13 protein-coding genes are annotated in these 15,257 nt (G+C 61.9%); 6 read left to right on the forward strand and 7 right to left on the reverse strand.

What is annotated here, in order from left to right; genetic code table 11:
• Positions 1 to 7: 7 nt before the first annotated feature.
• Genes AC07V8_RS04230 through AC07V8_RS04240 form a run of 3 tightly spaced genes read right to left on the reverse strand, consistent with a single transcriptional unit; the run spans position 8 to position 2,820 of the window.
• Positions 8 to 532, reverse strand: a complete 525-nt coding sequence (locus AC07V8_RS04230) for a DUF5943 domain-containing protein (RefSeq protein ID WP_494677417.1) — start codon at positions 530 to 532, stop codon at positions 8 to 10.
• A gap of 28 nt (positions 533 to 560) precedes the next feature.
• The gene (locus AC07V8_RS04235) at positions 561 to 1,532 is read right to left on the reverse strand and encodes a dipeptidase (RefSeq protein WP_494677418.1); all 972 of its coding nucleotides are present in this window, start codon (positions 1,530 to 1,532) and stop codon (positions 561 to 563) included.
• Between the two features lie 19 nt (positions 1,533 to 1,551).
• On the reverse strand, positions 1,552 to 2,820 hold the full coding sequence (locus AC07V8_RS04240) for a serine hydroxymethyltransferase (RefSeq protein ID WP_494677419.1): 1,269 nt from the start codon (positions 2,818 to 2,820) through the stop codon (positions 1,552 to 1,554).
• Positions 2,821 to 3,275: 455 nt separating this feature from the next.
• Here AC07V8_RS04240 and AC07V8_RS04245 point away from each other — a divergent pair, with 455 nt between their 5' ends.
• Positions 3,276 to 4,292 (forward strand): GlxA family transcriptional regulator, encoded by a 1,017-nt coding sequence (locus AC07V8_RS04245; protein WP_494677420.1) that lies wholly within the window; start codon positions 3,276 to 3,278, stop codon positions 4,290 to 4,292.
• A 211-nt stretch (positions 4,293 to 4,503) separates the two neighbouring features.
• Here the strand turns inward: AC07V8_RS04245 and mgrA are convergent, their stop codons facing one another.
• Positions 4,504 to 5,547 (reverse strand): L-glyceraldehyde 3-phosphate reductase, encoded by a 1,044-nt coding sequence (mgrA, locus tag AC07V8_RS04250; RefSeq protein WP_494677421.1) that lies wholly within the window; start codon positions 5,545 to 5,547, stop codon positions 4,504 to 4,506.
• A gap of 256 nt (positions 5,548 to 5,803) precedes the next feature.
• Here mgrA and AC07V8_RS04255 point away from each other — a divergent pair, with 256 nt between their 5' ends.
• From AC07V8_RS04255 to AC07V8_RS04265, 3 genes are read left to right on the forward strand one after another with little or no spacing between them, the layout of a single operon-like run.
• On the forward strand, positions 5,804 to 7,963 hold the full coding sequence (locus AC07V8_RS04255; protein ID WP_494677422.1) for a TonB-dependent siderophore receptor: 2,160 nt from the start codon (positions 5,804 to 5,806) through the stop codon (positions 7,961 to 7,963).
• A gap of 11 nt (positions 7,964 to 7,974) precedes the next feature.
• Entirely contained in the window at positions 7,975 to 9,000 is a 1,026-nt protein-coding gene (locus tag AC07V8_RS04260; RefSeq protein ID WP_494677423.1) for a PstS family phosphate ABC transporter substrate-binding protein, read from the forward strand.
• Positions 9,001 to 9,032: 32 nt separating this feature from the next.
• A complete protein-coding gene (locus AC07V8_RS04265) occupies positions 9,033 to 10,067 on the forward strand; it encodes a PstS family phosphate ABC transporter substrate-binding protein (RefSeq protein WP_494677424.1) in 1,035 nt (344 codons plus the stop codon).
• A gap of 15 nt (positions 10,068 to 10,082) precedes the next feature.
• On the opposite strand, the gene AC07V8_RS04270 is transcribed toward AC07V8_RS04265, so the two are convergent.
• On the reverse strand, positions 10,083 to 10,592 hold the full coding sequence (locus AC07V8_RS04270; protein WP_494677425.1) for a DinB family protein: 510 nt from the start codon (positions 10,590 to 10,592) through the stop codon (positions 10,083 to 10,085).
• Between the two features lie 142 nt (positions 10,593 to 10,734).
• Between AC07V8_RS04270 and AC07V8_RS04275 the strand changes: the two genes are divergently transcribed.
• Positions 10,735 to 11,808, forward strand: a complete 1,074-nt coding sequence (locus tag AC07V8_RS04275; RefSeq protein ID WP_494677426.1) for a hypothetical protein — start codon at positions 10,735 to 10,737, stop codon at positions 11,806 to 11,808.
• Entirely contained in the window at positions 11,805 to 13,499 is a 1,695-nt protein-coding gene (gene recJ, locus AC07V8_RS04280) for a single-stranded-DNA-specific exonuclease RecJ (protein WP_494677427.1), read from the forward strand. The genes AC07V8_RS04275 and recJ overlap by 4 nt, the downstream gene beginning before the upstream one ends.
• 60 nt (positions 13,500 to 13,559) lie before the next feature.
• Here recJ and AC07V8_RS04285 read toward each other — a convergent pair whose 3' ends face one another.
• Both AC07V8_RS04285 and AC07V8_RS04290 read right to left on the reverse strand, forming a co-directional pair.
• The gene (locus AC07V8_RS04285; protein WP_494677428.1) at positions 13,560 to 14,567 is read right to left on the reverse strand and encodes a GlxA family transcriptional regulator; all 1,008 of its coding nucleotides are present in this window, start codon (positions 14,565 to 14,567) and stop codon (positions 13,560 to 13,562) included.
• Entirely contained in the window at positions 14,555 to 15,157 is a 603-nt protein-coding gene (locus tag AC07V8_RS04290; RefSeq protein ID WP_494677429.1) for a DJ-1/PfpI family protein, read from the reverse strand. The genes AC07V8_RS04285 and AC07V8_RS04290 overlap by 13 nt, the downstream gene beginning before the upstream one ends.
• Positions 15,158 to 15,257: the final 100 nt, after the last annotated feature.

A 15,257-nucleotide genomic window follows, 5' to 3' on the forward strand; every position in this document is an offset into this window, starting at 1 on the left:
TCTGGCCCTAGGCGGAAAGCGGAGTAACCGTGAATACGCAATGCGCGTGGCCTTCGCCGCCGCACTGGGTTTCGCTGCAGGCCGAGCGCAGCGGATTGCCGGTAGTATCGGAGACCCAGTCCATGGCGCCGGCGAACCAGCCGGCGAACATGTAGCACAGCTTGCCTTGCGCTTCCGGCTGCTGCAGCACGAACGATGAATTGACCAGCCTGATGCTGGCGCTGGCCTTGGCGGCGTCGACTTCGGTAAAAGAGAACAAGCCCCAGCCGCGCTGCGACAGCCGTTTCAAATAATGTTTGTAGACGTCGAGGCCGGACATCCCGTGCTGGCGGGCTTCCTTTTCGCACCAGTAGTAGGCGGACTTGTGGCCGGCGTCGTACAGGATCTGCGCATACTTGTCGCGCCCGAGCACGGCTTCCACAGCGGTATGGTTATTGGTGAAAAAATGGCGCGGCACATACAGCATCGGCAGCTTGTCGGTGGTCCAGACGCCGGTCTCGGCATCGACTTCAATCGGCAATTGGGGTTGCATCACTACTCCTCAGTATTTTTTATGACACTCAAGCAGTCCAGACTTCGCCGAAAACCCGCAGCCAGTTCTCGCCCAGCACCTTGCGTATGCGGCTTTCCTTCCAGCCGGCGCGTTCCATGGCCGTGGTCAGGTTGGGGAAATCGCCGATGGTGCGGAAGCCTTCCGGGTTGATCACCGTGCCGAAATCGGTCAGGCGGCGGTGGCGCCCCTTGTCGTGCGTCAGCCATTCGAAGAAGGGCTTGCCGTAACCCTGCGTGAAGTCGGTGCCGATGCCGACGCAGTCGTCGCCGACCAGGTTGATGATGTAATCGAAGGCTTCCACATAGTCGTCGACATTGGCGCTGCTGCCGCGCTTGAGGAAAGGCGGGAACATGGTGACGCCGATGAAGCCGCCATGGTCGGCGATGAACTTCAGCTGCTCGTCGCTCTTGTTGCGCGGATGCTGTTTCAGGCCGGACGGCAGGCAATGCGAATAGCACACCGGCTTGTTGGAAGCCAGGATCGCTTCGGTGGAGGTATTGCCGCCGACATGCGACAGGTCAACCATGATGCCGACCCGGTTCATCTCGGCGATCACTTCGCGGCCGAAGCCGGACAGGCCGCCGTCGCGTTCATAGCAGCCGGTGCCGATCAGGTTCTGCGTGTTGTAGCAAAGCTGCACCACCCGCACGCCCAGCTCGGCGAACACTTCGATATAGCCGAGATTATCTTCAAACGCATGGGCGTTCTGGAAGCCGAGGATGACGCCGGTGCGCCCTTCCTTTTTTGCCCGCTTGATGTCGTCGACGCCGCGCACCAGGGTCAGCAGGTCGGCGTTGTCGCGGATCAGGTTCTTCATGTCGACCACATTGCCGACCGTGCCCTGGAAATTCTCCCACACCGAGATGGTGCAGTTGACGGCGCTCAGGCCGCCCTTCTTCATGTCTTCGAATACCGGCCGCTCCCACTTGGAGATGTTCAAGCCGTCGATGACCAGGCTTTGCTGATGGAGATTGTTCATGGCGTGTTCCTTGTGAACCTTAATAGATAGGGAAACGCTTGCACAGCGCCTGCACTTCAGCCAGCACCTTTTGCTCGACCTCGGCATCGCCTTCCGGCTTGCGCGCCAGGGCGTCGAAAATCTCCACCGTCAGGCGGCCGATCGTGCGGAACTCGTCGACGCCGAAACCGCGCGCGGTGCCGGCCGGCGTGCCGAGACGGATGCCGGAAGTGACGGTCGGCTTCTCCGTATCGAAGGGAATGCCGTTCTTGTTGCAGGTGATGCCGGCGCGCTCCAGCGCATGTTCCACTTGCGTCCCTTTCAAACCCTTGGGCCGCAAGTCGACCAGCAGCAGATGGTTTTCGGTGCCGCCGGTGACCAGGTCGACGCCGCCGGCCAGCAGTACTTCACCGAGCGCCTTGGCGTTGGCCACCACCCTGCCGATGTATTGCTTGAACTCCGGTTCCAGCGCCTCGCCGAATGCGACTGCCTTGGCGGCGATCACGTGCATCAGCGGGCCGCCCTGCAAACCGGGGAATACGGCGGAATTGATTTTCTTGGCGATGTCTTCGTCGTTGGTCAGCACGAAGCCGCCGCGCGGGCCGCGCAAGGTCTTGTGGGTGGTCGAGGTGACGACATGCGCATGCGGCACCGGGCTCGGATGATGGCCGGTCGCCACCAGGCCGGCGATATGCGCCATGTCGACCATCAGCAGCGCATCGACGCTGTCGGCGATGGCGCGGAAGCGGGCGAAATCGAGCTGGCGCGGATAAGCCGAGTAGCCGGCGATGATCAGACGCGGCTTGTGCAGCTTGGCCAGTGCTTCCACTTCGTCATAGTCGATCAGATAAGTATCGCGGCTGACGCCGTACTGCATCGCGTTGAACCACTTGCCCGACATGGCCGGCCGGGCGCCGTGCGTCAGATGGCCGCCGGCGTCGAGCGACATGCCCAGCACCGTCTCGCCCGGCTTGACCAGCGCCAGCATGACGGCGCCGTTGGCCTGAGCGCCTGAATGCGGCTGCACGTTGGCGAATTTGGCGCCGAACAGCTGCTTGACGCGCTCCAGCGCCAGGGTTTCCACCTGGTCGGCGAATTCGCAACCGCCGTAATAGCGCTTGCCCGGATAGCCTTCAGCATACTTGTTGGTCAGCACCGAGCCCTGCGCTTCCAGCACTGCGCGCGAGACGATGTTTTCCGAGGCGATCATCTCGATCTGGTTTTGCTGGCGCTGCAGCTCAAGATCCAGTGCGCGCTTGATCGGGGCGTCGCGTTCCGCCAGCGACTGGGAAAATGCGGGAAGTGTCATTACGAGATCCTGGAAAGGGTGATGCGTCAATCGGACTAACTCTTGACATCATTCTTCTCCCAAGCCTTTCGCCGCTATTGACTTGATCTGACGGGAACCTTTCAATTTGCGACATTGCTGTCACTTTTAGCCAAGCGCCGCTTTCAGCGCCTGCTGACGCCGCTTGCGCCGAAATGGATCACGCGCACAAAAACCGGGATCGCCGGCGTGGCCGTTTGTACAATTGTTGCTATCGATTAGGCGCAGATGATCCGCGCATTGCCTGTCATCCGAAACCCCGGGCGACATAGTCCTGTACCGCGCGAATCCAGACAGCGATTGGTCCTGCGGCGGATGGCGAGGCGGCGCCTGGTCGGCTTGGCATGCTTATTGCGACGCACAACCGAAAGCGTTTGTTAGTTCAGCCATTTCAACGTTACATTGTCCATCGCTGATGTTTGCCAACGGAGCAGGTCATGTCAAAAAGCACTTCCACTTCCTTCACCCACTTTGCTTTCATGCCGCTCAATAACTTCACGATGCTGGCATTTTCGAATGCCATCGAAGTGCTGCGCATGGCGAATTATCTGGAAGGAAAACCGCTCTACCGCTGGTCCATCATCAGCCCCGAAGGCGGCCCCGTGAGCGCCAGCAACGGCCTCGCCGTCACCACCGTGCGCGCCGATCAATGCATGGCGGCCGATGCCGTCTTCGTCTGCGGCGGCACCCAGATCGCCAGCGCTATCAACAGCGCTACGCTGGACTTGCTGAAGAATCTGGCAAAGCAGGGAATGACGCTGGGCAGCCTGTGCACCGGCGCTTTCGCGCTGGCGGAAGCCGGACTGCTGGACGGCTATACCTGCGCCACGCACTGGGAAAACCTGTCGTCGATGAAGCGCTCCTATCCTGCGGTGGCGTTCGCCCCGGACCTGTTTGTGGTGGACCGCGACCGCATCACCTGCACCGGCGGCATTGCGCCGCTCGACATGATGCTCAACCTGATTTCAGGACAGGTAGGAAAAACCACGATCGCCGCGATTGCCGATCAGTTCATCCTGGAACACGTACGCGACCACAAGGACCAGCAACGGGTGCCGCTGACAGTGCGCATGACGTCGGCACGGCCGGCCATGGTGGAAGTGGTGTCGCTGATGGAAGCGAACATCGAAGAGCCGCTGTCGCTGGACGAACTGGCACAATTATCGAATTCCTCACCACGCCAGCTACAGCGCATGTTCAAGGAACACATGGGCATGTCGCCCACCCACTACTACCTGACGCTGCGCCTGCGCAAGGCCAGGGAACTGCTGCGCCAGACCGACATGTCCATCCTCAACATCACGGTCGCCTGCGGCTTCCAGTCCGCCTGCCACTTCAGCAAAACCTACCGCGAAATCTTCAGCGTCGCCCCCAGCACCGAGCGCCGCCAGCAAGCAACAGTACCGGCAGCGCTCCTCGCAGCGCAAAACCAGCACCCCGCCGCATTCGTATGAAAAATTAATTGGGGTCAGAGTCGATTTTTTGGCTTCAAAATAATTCGACTCTGACCCCAATTTGTGGCGTTGCCGTGGCTTGCGGCTTCCAGTCAGCCGGCCACTTCAGCAAGACCTGTTTAGCGGCGAAGCATCAGGGGGAGAAGAAAAAACGGGCGCCTCAGGCGTCCGTTTTTATATCTGCAAGATGGCGGTTTTCACATTTGTGGCGTCAGGGCGCCAGCTCTTTTATGGAACGTTCCCACAGGTTGATGCCGCCTTCTTTGGCCTGCTCATCGATCGCTGCCAGCTCTTCCTTCGTAAAATCCAGGCGCTGCAAGGCGGCCACGTTTTCCCGGATCTGGGCCGGGCTGCTGGCGCCGATCAGCGTGGTGGTCACGCGTGGATCGCGCAATACCCAGGCCAGCGCCATCTGCGCCAGGCTCTGCCCGCGGGTCTTGGCAATCTCGTTGAGGGCCCGCACCCGCGCCAGGTTTTCCGGGCTCAGATGGGCTTGCTGCAGCGACCCGCCGCCCTCGCGGTTGATGCGCGAATCTTGCGGTACGCCGTTCAGGTACTTGTCGCTCAGCAGCCCCTGCGCCAGGGCGGTGAAAGTAATGCAGCCCATGCCTTCCTGCTCCAGCGTATCCAGCAAGCCATCTTCGATCCAGCGATTGAACATGTTGTAGGACGGCTGGTGGATCAGGCAAGGCACTTTCCAGTCGCGCAGCAGCTGGGCCGCCTCCGCGGTCTTGGCCGGCGAGTAGGAAGAGACGCCGACATACAGCGCCTTGCCCTGCTGCACGGCGGTCGCCAGCGCGCCCATGGTTTCTTCCAGCGGCGTCTCCGGATCGAAGCGGTGCGAATAGAAGATATCGACATAGTCCAGCCCCAGCCGCTGCAGGCTCTGGTCCAGGCTGGCCAGCACATATTTGCGCGAACCGCCGCCCTGCCCGTATGGCCCCGGCCACATGTCCCAGCCCGCCTTGCTCGAAATGATCAGCTCGTCGCGGTAAGGCCGCAGGTCTTCCTTGAGGATGCGGCCGAAATTGGTTTCGGCGCTGCCGTACGGCGGCCCGTAGTTGTTGGCCAGGTCGAAATGGGTGATGCCGAGATCGAAGGCGGCATGCACCATCTCGCGCTGGCGCGCCAGCGAAGTGGTGTCGCCGAAATTGTGCCAGAGCCCCATCGACAACAACGGCAACTTGAGGCCGCTGCGGCCGCAGAAACGGTACTGCATGCTGTCGTAGCGCTTGCTTGATGCGTGATAACTCATGACTGATTGTTCCCTTTAAACGATGGTCTCTTTGAAAATCCTGCTTTACCGGCAGGACGATTCTACAGAGCTATTTCCCGCCCCGCTGAGAGCACCCCGCCGGCATTCGCGCCAGTCTCCGAAAACAAAGCGGGGCAGTTTTTCAAAAATTCTCAAGAAATCACATGACTCTAATTACGAATGATTATCATTTGTATATAATGACGCTTATTACAAAGATAAAATTAACTACAAGCAACTCGGCGAGGATAAAGTTTTGAAAAAGCAACTAGTAGGGATATGTTCGCTCGTGCTGACGCACGGCGCCATCGCAGCAGATCTGCCGACACAGTCAAACAGCAACGCGGCGGCAGCTGACAACGTGCTGCCCACGGTCTCCGTCAAGGCCAGCCGGGATGGCGGCAATCCGGCCGAAAACGGCTACCAGGCAAAACGCGCCTCCGTCGCCAGCCGCAGCGACGCCGCCCTGATCGACGTGCCGCAGGCGGTCAATGTCGTCACCTCCCAGTTCCTGCAAGACCGCCAGCCGAGCAGCCTGGCGGAATCGCTGGATACGGTCTCCGGCATCCGCATGGGCAATACGCTGGGCGGCACGCTGGACGCCATCATCAAGCGCGGCTTCGGCGACAACCGCGACAATTCCATGCTGCGCGACGGCATGCTGTCGGTCCAGCCGCGCAATTTCACCCCGACCACGGAGCGCATCGAAGTGCTGAAGGGGCCCTCCTCCATGCTCTATGGCAGCATGGATCCGGGCGGCGTGATCAACGTCATCAGCAAGAAGCCGTTGCTGGAAAACCAGCGTTCCGTCACGCTCAGCGGCTCCAGCTACGGCGGCATCAGCGAACAGGTCGACCTGACCGGACCGATCGGCGATTCCGGGCTGGCCTACCGCTTGATCGCCGACCATCAGCGCAACAATTACTGGCGCAATTTCGGCGAAACCACGCAGTCGGTGCTGGCGCCGTCGCTGGCCTGGTACGGCCGCGACACCACGCTGTCGTTCGCCTACGAGCACATGAATTATTCGGTGCCGATCGATCGCGGCACCATCATCGACCCGCGCAGCGGCAATCCGGTGGCGGTGTCCAAGGAACGCCGTTTCGACGAAGCCTACAATGTCTCGGCCGGCCGCTCGGACGCCGTCAACCTGCGCTTCGACCACAAGCTGAATGCCGACTGGACCCTGCGCGGCGGCTACGGCTTCAGCCGCAGCTACTACAACGACTGGCAGGCGCGCGTGCTGTCGGTCAACTATGCCACCGGCATCGCCACCCGGCGCGTCGACGCCACCCAGAACGGCGTGCAATCGGCGCATACGCTGACCTTGAACCTGGAAGGCAAATTCAACTGGGGCGAGGTGCGCCACGATATCGTCGGCGGCGTCGACTACATGCGCAACTACCGGGTGCTGGGCGATCTCTATCGCGGTCCGAGCAATACCCAGTTCAACATCTACAATCCGGTATACGGCCAGCTGACGCCGGCCGGCAGCAAGATCAGCCCGGCCGACAGCGACCAGACCGACAAGCTGATTTCGCGCGGCGTGTTCCTGCAGGATTCCATACATTTGGACGATCGCTGGATCCTGCTGGCCGGCGCCCGCTACGAATATTTCAACGAACTGACCGGCAAGGGCCGCCCCTTCATCGTCGGCAGCAAGGTCGCCGCCGGCCGGGCGACGCCGCGCGCCGGCGTGGTCTACAAGCTGGCGCCGGACTGGTCGATGTACGCCAGCTACAGCGAATCGTTCAAGCCGAATACCTCGATCGCCACGCCGATCGGCGAACTGCCGCCGGAACTGGCCAAGGGTTATGAAATCGGATCCAAACTGGAAACCGAAAACCTGACCGCAACGCTGGCGATCTTCGACATCCAGAAACGCAACATCCAGACCACAGAAACCATCAACGGCATCAACTACGCCCGCAACGCCGGCAAGGCCCGCTCGCGCGGCCTGGAGTTCGACGCCACTGGCCGCATCAACCAGAACCTGAGTCTGGTCGGCAGCTACGCCTACACCGAAGCGCGCTACGCCGACGATCCCAAGCTGGCCGGCAATCCCTTGCCGAACACGCCGAAACATGCGGCTTCGCTCTACCTGACGCGCGATTTCGGCATCTCACGCATCGGCCCGATCGAAGGCCGCGTCAGGGCCGGCGCCGGCGCCCGTGTGTTCAGCAGCCTGCCGGTGGGCGACGGCAGCGGCAAGGTCTACCATCTGCCCTACGGCCGCGTGATGGATGCGTTCGTATCCTGGAACACCCTGATCGAAGGGCAGTCAATCGACTGGCAGTTCAACGTCAAGAATCTTTTCGATTCGACCTACTACACCGCCAGCTGCTGCAGCGGCACGCCATTCGTCAATATCGGCGCCGGCCGGGAATTTACGCTCAGCGCCAAGTTGAATTTCTGAGGATGACAACCATGCATGCATATTCAAGAGCGCTGCTGGTGACCGCCTTGTGGTGCGGCGCCGGTGCGGCCATGGCTGTGCAGGCGCTGGATCCCGGCCTGCCTGAGTATCAGGCGCGCAGCGTGCAACTGCCAGCCCACGCCAGCTACCTGGATGAGCAAGGCGCGATCCGCATCGGCGGCGCCGAGCACGCGCAGTTCGTGATCGACCGCTTCAATGCCCTCTTCGCCGGCAGCCATCCTGACCTGCGCTTTGCCGGCCATGTCAAAGGGACCACCGCCACCATGCCGCTGCTGACCTATGGCCGCATGCTATTCGGCCCGATGGGACGCAGCGCCAATGCGGCCGAGCTGGAAGCCTATAAAAAAGCCGTCGGCGCGCCGCCGCTGGAAATCCGCATCGCCCATACCTCCGACGATGCGCAACAAGAGATGTCGTATTCGATCGGCATCTACGTCAACCGCGCCAATCCGCTCGAACGCCTGAGCGCAAGCCAGGTGGCGCGCATCTTCACCAACGGCAATCCGGAAGGCGATCTTTCCCACTGGGGCCAACTGGGCGCCGGCGGCGACTGGAAGGAACGCGCCATCCACCCTTTCGGCACGCCCGAATACACCGGCATGGGCACCTACATGCAAACCGGGCCGCTGCAAGGCCGCCCTTTCACGCCGGCCTACGAACAATGGGGCAGCACCGAAACCATCCTGAAACGGCTGGAACAGGATCCGGCAGGCATTGCGTTTGCCGCCATCGGCCATGAAAACGCCGCACTCAGGCAGCTCGCCATCGTCTCCGAAGACGGGCGCAGCGAAACGCGCGGCAGCCGTCAGGAAGTCGCCGCCGGCAGCTATCCATACGGCCGCTATGTGTATTTCTATCTGCGGCGCGAGCCGGGGAAAGCGCTTGATCCTGTCGCGAAAGAATACCTGCGTCTGGTGCTGTCGCGTCAGGGCCAGGAAATCATCGCCAGCCAGGCCGGCGGTTACATTCCGTTGTCGGCGGCGGAAGTCCGCGCTGAACTGCGCAAGCTGGATTGATGCCTGCCATGTCCCTTACTTCTTGCTATCCCATGAACATCACATCGAGCAGACGCGCATCGGCAGCGCCAGCACTATCGGCCATTCTTGCACTATGTCTTTTTTCGGCAGCGTCGGTGGCCGTGTCGGCACCCCAGCCAGACAAGCTGGTTGCCGCGACCGACTCAAATCAGCCGCAGCGCGATGAAGCATGTTTGGTCTTGGCCGGCGCCGAAGGCATGACGGATTTGCTCACGCAGTTCAATGCCTTGTTCGCTCGCGCGCAGCCAGCGGCGCGCATCGACATGGCGCTCAAGGGTTCGGTGACCGGCTTGCCCACGCTGACCGCGGGCGCCGCCACCGTCGCAATAGTCACCCACGAAGCAAGCGCCGCCGAAATCGCTGCCTTCCGGCAGGTCTGGGGATATCCGCCGTTCCTGCTGCGCATCGGCTACGCCGGCTACGGCCAGAACGCGCCCGCGGTCTATGTCAACCGGCGCAATCCCCTGCCCGGCCTGAACATGCAACAGCTGGCCCGGATATTCACCGCGGGCGCCGCCGCCGGCAACATCAATTTCTGGGCGCAACTGGGATTGAAGGATGGCTGGCAACAACGCCGCATCCATTTATACGGCCTGCGCGACGACGGCGGCAGCGCCACGGTATTGCGCACCGGGCATCTGGGCAAGCAGCCTTACGCTCCGCACTACGAGGCGCTGGACAGCCGGCAAGCGGTATTGGCCGCAGTCGCGGATGATCCTTACGGGATTGCCTTGCTCGCTCCGGGCGACACCGCTGCACTGCCGGAATCGCTGCGCATATTGCCCTTGTCGGCGGCTGATGACATGGCTGCCGTCACGCCGTCTCGCGGCAGTGTAGCGTCGGGAAAATATCCGCTGGCGGTGTATGTGCAGCTGTATCTCAACCGGCCGCCTGCTCACCCGCTGGATGCGCGGTACAAGAACTACCTGAAGCTGATCCTGTCGCCCGCCGGGCAAAGCCTGATGGCCGGCACAGCGGGTAACGAGACTGGATACCTGCCCTTGTCTGCGGACGATCTAAAGAAGGAAATCAACAAACTCGACTGATGTTGCAGCCGTCCTTTACAGCTGGCCGGCGCGCGCATGCTCCGGCCGGTGCATGAACACCGTGAGCGTATCGCGCTGCGGCGGCACGCCGATCTGCGCCAGGATGCGGCCGACCGCGCCGCGATGATAATTGCCGTGGGTGAGCACATGCATCAGCATCTCGGCGCGCGACATCCGTCCCGGCGAGCCGTCGACGAAAGTGAAGTCGACGGTTTCATCAAGCTCTGCTTCGCTCAGGCCACCCGCATACGCCAACAACCAGCCATCGGTCTCACGCACCGCACCGCGCAGATCGGCAAGCGCAGGCGTCGCCGGCGTGTTCAAGCCCTTGTAGTCGTGCGGCAGGCGCTGCAGATTGGCTTCGAATATACGGTCCACCACGTAGACGTGATTCAGGATGCGTGCCGCGTCATGCTTTTCGCGCTCGTGCGCTTCTTGCGGCAAAGCGCTAATGGCGGCAAACAAGGTGTCGTTGGCCCAGGCTTTGTATTCAAACAGGGTGGTAAACAGGTTTTTTGCGTTCATGGTGGCTGGCGTCGTCTGGCTATGAAGGGTCAGAGAAATTCTATCGGATTTTCACTATCCTTACATTTTCCCCAGAGGGCAACCTAACGGGACAAATCCTGCCAAATTAGCCCCCTGCCTCCGGATGCCCTACAATCGCGCCATGAGTCATTTAACTATCCTATTGCCATTCGGCCTGCCGCCGCCGGAACTGGCGCGCGATTTATTGCGCGAATTGAAGCTGCCCGCCCTTGCCACCCTGATGGCGCGCGCAAAAAAGGAGCATTCCCACCGCGAATTTGACGATTTTGCGCGCGCCTTGCCGCATGAAATGTGGTTAAGCTCGCAATTTCCACTGCCTTCGTTTACTCCCGCAAATCCCGCGCCTGGGCAGGACACACATAACAGCCCTGCCCTGGCCTGCGCCGCCATGCGCGCGCTGGGCTTGCTGGCAGAGCAAGGCGCGTGGTTCATGCTGCACCCGGCGCATATCCATATCGCCCGCGATCACCTGGTGCTGACCGATATCCGCCAGATCGGCCTGTCCGAGCCGGATTCGCGTGAATTGTTCGACGCCGCGGCGCCGCTGTTTGCCGAAGTGGGCAGAGAACTGGTGTATGGCGACGCCGGCACCTGGTTCATGCGCGCCGACGACTGGCAGGGGCTGCTTACCTCGACGCCGGACGCCACCTGCGGACACAACATCGACATCTGGATGCCGCAAGGCGACGGCGCCCGCGACTGGCGCAAGCTGCAGAATGAAGTACAGATGCTGTGGTTCGTCCACCCCCTGAACGAACGCCGCCAGATGCAAGGCCGGCAAGCTGTCAACTCCCTGTGGCTATGGGGCGGTTCGCCGGCCACGGCTTCAAGCGCCGGCCAGCGCGAGGTATTCAATCTGCCAGACGGCTTCAGCGGTCTCGGCCAGTATGCCAAGGTCGCCCACTCTAATGCCAGCGCAGCCGATGTGATCGCCGCCAAGCCTGAAAAAGGCCTGCTGACGCTGGACCCGCTGATCCAGCCGGCCCTTACCGGCGAATGGTCGAGCTGGCTGGAGCAGCTGAAAGCCCTGGAAAGCGCCTGGTTCGCGCCTTTGCTGCAAGCCATGCAACAGGGGCAGCTGGATAGCCTGTCCCTGATCATTACCGACAGCAGCCACGTGCTTGAACTGAACACAAGCCGCTTCGCGCTGAAAAAATTCTGGCTCACGCCAACCCTCGACAGATTGCTGCCATGACCCGTATCACCACCCGCCCCTATTCCTTCCGCGACTCTGAACGACTGCACCAGAGCGGTATCCATCCAGTGCTGGCGCGCGTCTACAGCGCGCGCGGCCTGCTTGACGTCAAGGAGCTGGAAAGCGAACTGACGGCGCTGATCCCGCCCGCCGGCCTGCTGCACATCGACGCCGCCGCCAGCTTCCTGGCCGACGCCATCGCCGCGCAAAAGAAAATGGTGATCGTCGCCGACTACGATTGCGACGGCGCCACCGCCTGCGCGGTCGGCCTGCGCGGCTTGCGTCTGCTGGGCGCCAACATCGATTTCATCGTGCCGAACCGCTTCGAGTACGGCTACGGCCTGACGCCGGAGATCGTCGAACTGACGGCGCGCGAAAAATCGCCCGACATCATCGTCACGGTCGACAACGGCATCGCCAGCATCGACGGCGTGGAAGAAGCCAACCGGCGCGGCATCGAAGTGGTGGTCACCGACCATCACTTGCCGGCCGATACCTTGCCGGCGGCGCGCGTCATCGTCAATCCCAACCAGCCGGAATGCGGTTTTCCCAGCAAGAACCTGGCGGGCGTCGGCGTCATGTTCTATGTCTTGCTGGCGCTGCGCGCCGAAATGCGCAAGCGCGGCGTGTTCGACGCCAAGAGCCAGCCGAAATTGGACGTGCTGCTGGACCTGGTGGCGCTCGGCACCGTGGCCGACGTCGTCAAGCTGGACGCCAACAATCGCATCCTGGTGGCGCAAGGCTTGAAGCGCATGCGCGCCGGCCGCATGCATGCCGGCATTGCCGCCCTGTTCCGTGCCGCCGGCCGCGAAGCGCGCCGCGCTACCCCTTTCGACCTGGGCTTTGCACTGGGACCGCGCCTGAACGCCGCCGGCCGCCTGGCCGACATGGCGCTCGGCATCGAATGCCTGACTACCGACGACGAAGGCCGCGCCTGGGCCATCGCCCAGCAGCTCGACGCCATCAACCGCGAACGGCGCGATATCGAAGCCGGCATGCAAGATACCGCGCTGGCCTTGCTGGATGATTTCAAGCCGCAGGACAGCACCACCATCAGCGTGTTCGACGCCTCCTGGCACCAGGGCGTGATCGGGATCGTGGCGTCACGCCTGAAGGACAAGTTCTATCGGCCGACGATTACCTTTGCGCCCGGCGGCGAAGGCTTGATCAAGGGCTCGGGACGTTCGATTCCCGGCTTTCATCTGCGCGATGCGCTGGACCTGGTGTCCAAGCATGCGCCCAGCCTGATCCAGAAATTCGGCGGCCATGCGATGGCTGCGGGGCTGACCATACGCGCCGATGCGTTCGAGGCCTTTGCCGAAGCCTTTGAAAAAGTCGGACGCGAGTGGCTGGGCAAGAGCCAGCTGGAACGCGTGGTGGAAACCGACGGGCCGCTGGAAGATGCCTACTACACCACGCAATTCATCGAGCTGATGGATGGCCAGGTATGGGGCCAGGGCTTTGCGCCGCCACTGTTTTGCGACGAGTTCCGCGTGGTCAGCCAGCGCATCCTGAAGGAGAAACATCTGAAGCTGCTGCTGGAGCGCAATGGCACGCGTTACGATGCGATCTGGTTCGGACATACCGACGAGCTGGGCAGCAAGGCCAAGGTGGCGTTTCGGCTGGATGCTAATGAATATAACGGGGTTACCAAGGTGCAGTTGATGGTTGAGCATGCGGAAGCGATGTAATTCTTGGAACATGTTGCACTCCGACCCCATTTAACTCGACTCCGACCCCATTTAACTTATTTAACTGATGAGCTGGCGCTGCTGGCTGGGCGGGAAGTTTTCGAATTTGCTCCAGACGCGGCGCAATTGTCTTGTGGAGTTGAAGCCGGCTTGCTGGGCTACCTGTTCCATGTCGAGCTTGGACTGGGTCAGCAGCTCGCGCACCAGGGCGACGCGGATGCGCTGGATGTAGTCGACCAGGCTGCAGCCGGTATGTTCGCGGAACAGCCTGGTCAGGTGGCGTTCGCTGGTGCAGGCGATGTCGGCCAGCTGCTGCAGGTCCCAGTCGTGGGCGGGGTCGCCGATGACGGCGTCCTGCACCCGGTGCACCGCCGGGTGCAAATGATTGCGGCAAGCCTGCCATGGCGACAGCTGCGGATCGCTGCCGGCGCGCCGCATGTAGATCACCAGCGAGCGCGCAATCGAAGCGCTGCGGGCGTGGCCGGCGATTTGCGCGACCACGTGCAGGGTCAGGTCGATGCCGGTGGTGACGCCGGCGCTGGTGTAGATATTGCGGTCTTCGACGAAGATGCGGTTTTCCAGCACGTGGGCGCGGGGCGCGATGCGGCGCAAGTCGTCGCAATGGCTGTGGTGGGTGGTGCACTGGCGGCCGTCCAGCAAACCGGCATAGCCGGCCAGCAAGGCGCCTGTGCAACTGCATAGCAAACGATGGGTATCCTGCCACTGCGCGCGCAGCCAGGCGACGGCGCGCTGGTCGTTGGCGCTGCTGAAATCGTCGTCGCTGCCGACGCAGCCGTGCAGCACCACCATGGCGTTGGCCGGCAGGCTGTCCGGCAAGGGACCGAATCCGGTCAGGCCGAGTCCGAGCGAGGTGCTGATGCGCTCAGCCGCGCTGACATAGCGCAGGTCGAAAAAATCCGCGCGGCCTTCCCGTGCCGCGATCCGGTTGGCGTAGCGCAGCACCTCCGCCGGACCCATCAGGTCAAGCGTCATGGTGGCGTCGCGCAGCAGGAAATAGACCGGAATCGTGGTCTCGGCCTTGCGCGTGTTGTCAGTTATTGCAGCCATCGGTACTCCATCTGTCTGGCGGTGGCGTCGGCCAGCGGACGTCCGGCCAGGCGTTCAACCAGATGCAAGCTCATGTCGATGCCCGCCGATATGCCGCCGGAAGTCACTACTTTACCGCAATCTATCCAGGCTACGCCGGGCTTCACGTTCAGGCTCGGAAAACCTGCCTGCAATTCCTCCAGGTCTTCCCAGTGCGTCGTGACATCCAGCCCGTTCAGCAAGCCGGCCTTGGCCAGCAGGAAGGCGCCGGTGCAGACCGAAGCCATGATCGCCGTGCCGTCAGACTGGGCGGCAATCCACGCGATTACCGCGTCGTTCTTGAGGATTGCCGCCACATCGCCGCCCGGCACCAGCAGTACATCGAGATCGGAAGACGATGTCAGTACGCAATCCGGCAGCACTTTCATTCCTCCCCTTGCGCGCACCGGCCGCATGGCGGGCGCGACCAGGAAGCACTTGAACAGATTTGCCGCGGCGCCGTTGCCATTGCTCCGGCCATGGACCCGGGCGGCAGTTGAAAACACTTCATAGGGCCCGGAAAAATCCAGGATCTCCACATCGTCAAACACCAGTATTCCCACGCTCAACATCTTTTAGCCTCATCCGATATACGCGCTGCCCGGGGACCGGGCTGTCATCGTTGAAGATCATGTTAAGTCTGCCGCCAATATCTAAAAATGCCCTGCGTAG

The organism is Collimonas sp. GW821-FHT02H07 (assembly GCF_059421505.1).

Coding starts and splice junctions, on each gene's coding strand:
- AC07V8_RS04230 (WP_494677417.1), bottom strand. CDS start 532: ATGCAACCCCAATTGCCGATTGAAGTCGATGCCGAGACCGGCGTCTGG.
- AC07V8_RS04235 (WP_494677418.1), bottom strand. CDS start 1,532: ATGAACAATCTCCATCAGCAAAGCCTGGTCATCGACGGCTTGAACATC.
- AC07V8_RS04240 (WP_494677419.1), bottom strand. CDS start 2,820: ATGACACTTCCCGCATTTTCCCAGTCGCTGGCGGAACGCGACGCCCCG.
- AC07V8_RS04245 (WP_494677420.1), top strand. CDS start 3,276: ATGTCAAAAAGCACTTCCACTTCCTTCACCCACTTTGCTTTCATGCCG.
- mgrA (WP_494677421.1), bottom strand. CDS start 5,547: ATGAGTTATCACGCATCAAGCAAGCGCTACGACAGCATGCAGTACCGT.
- AC07V8_RS04260 (WP_494677423.1), top strand. CDS start 7,975: ATGCATGCATATTCAAGAGCGCTGCTGGTGACCGCCTTGTGGTGCGGC.
- AC07V8_RS04265 (WP_494677424.1), top strand. CDS start 9,033: ATGAACATCACATCGAGCAGACGCGCATCGGCAGCGCCAGCACTATCG.
- AC07V8_RS04270 (WP_494677425.1), bottom strand. CDS start 10,592: ATGAACGCAAAAAACCTGTTTACCACCCTGTTTGAATACAAAGCCTGG.
- AC07V8_RS04275 (WP_494677426.1), top strand. CDS start 10,735: ATGAGTCATTTAACTATCCTATTGCCATTCGGCCTGCCGCCGCCGGAA.
- recJ (WP_494677427.1), top strand. CDS start 11,805: ATGACCCGTATCACCACCCGCCCCTATTCCTTCCGCGACTCTGAACGA.
- AC07V8_RS04285 (WP_494677428.1), bottom strand. CDS start 14,567: ATGGCTGCAATAACTGACAACACGCGCAAGGCCGAGACCACGATTCCG.
- AC07V8_RS04290 (WP_494677429.1), bottom strand. CDS start 15,157: ATGTTGAGCGTGGGAATACTGGTGTTTGACGATGTGGAGATCCTGGAT.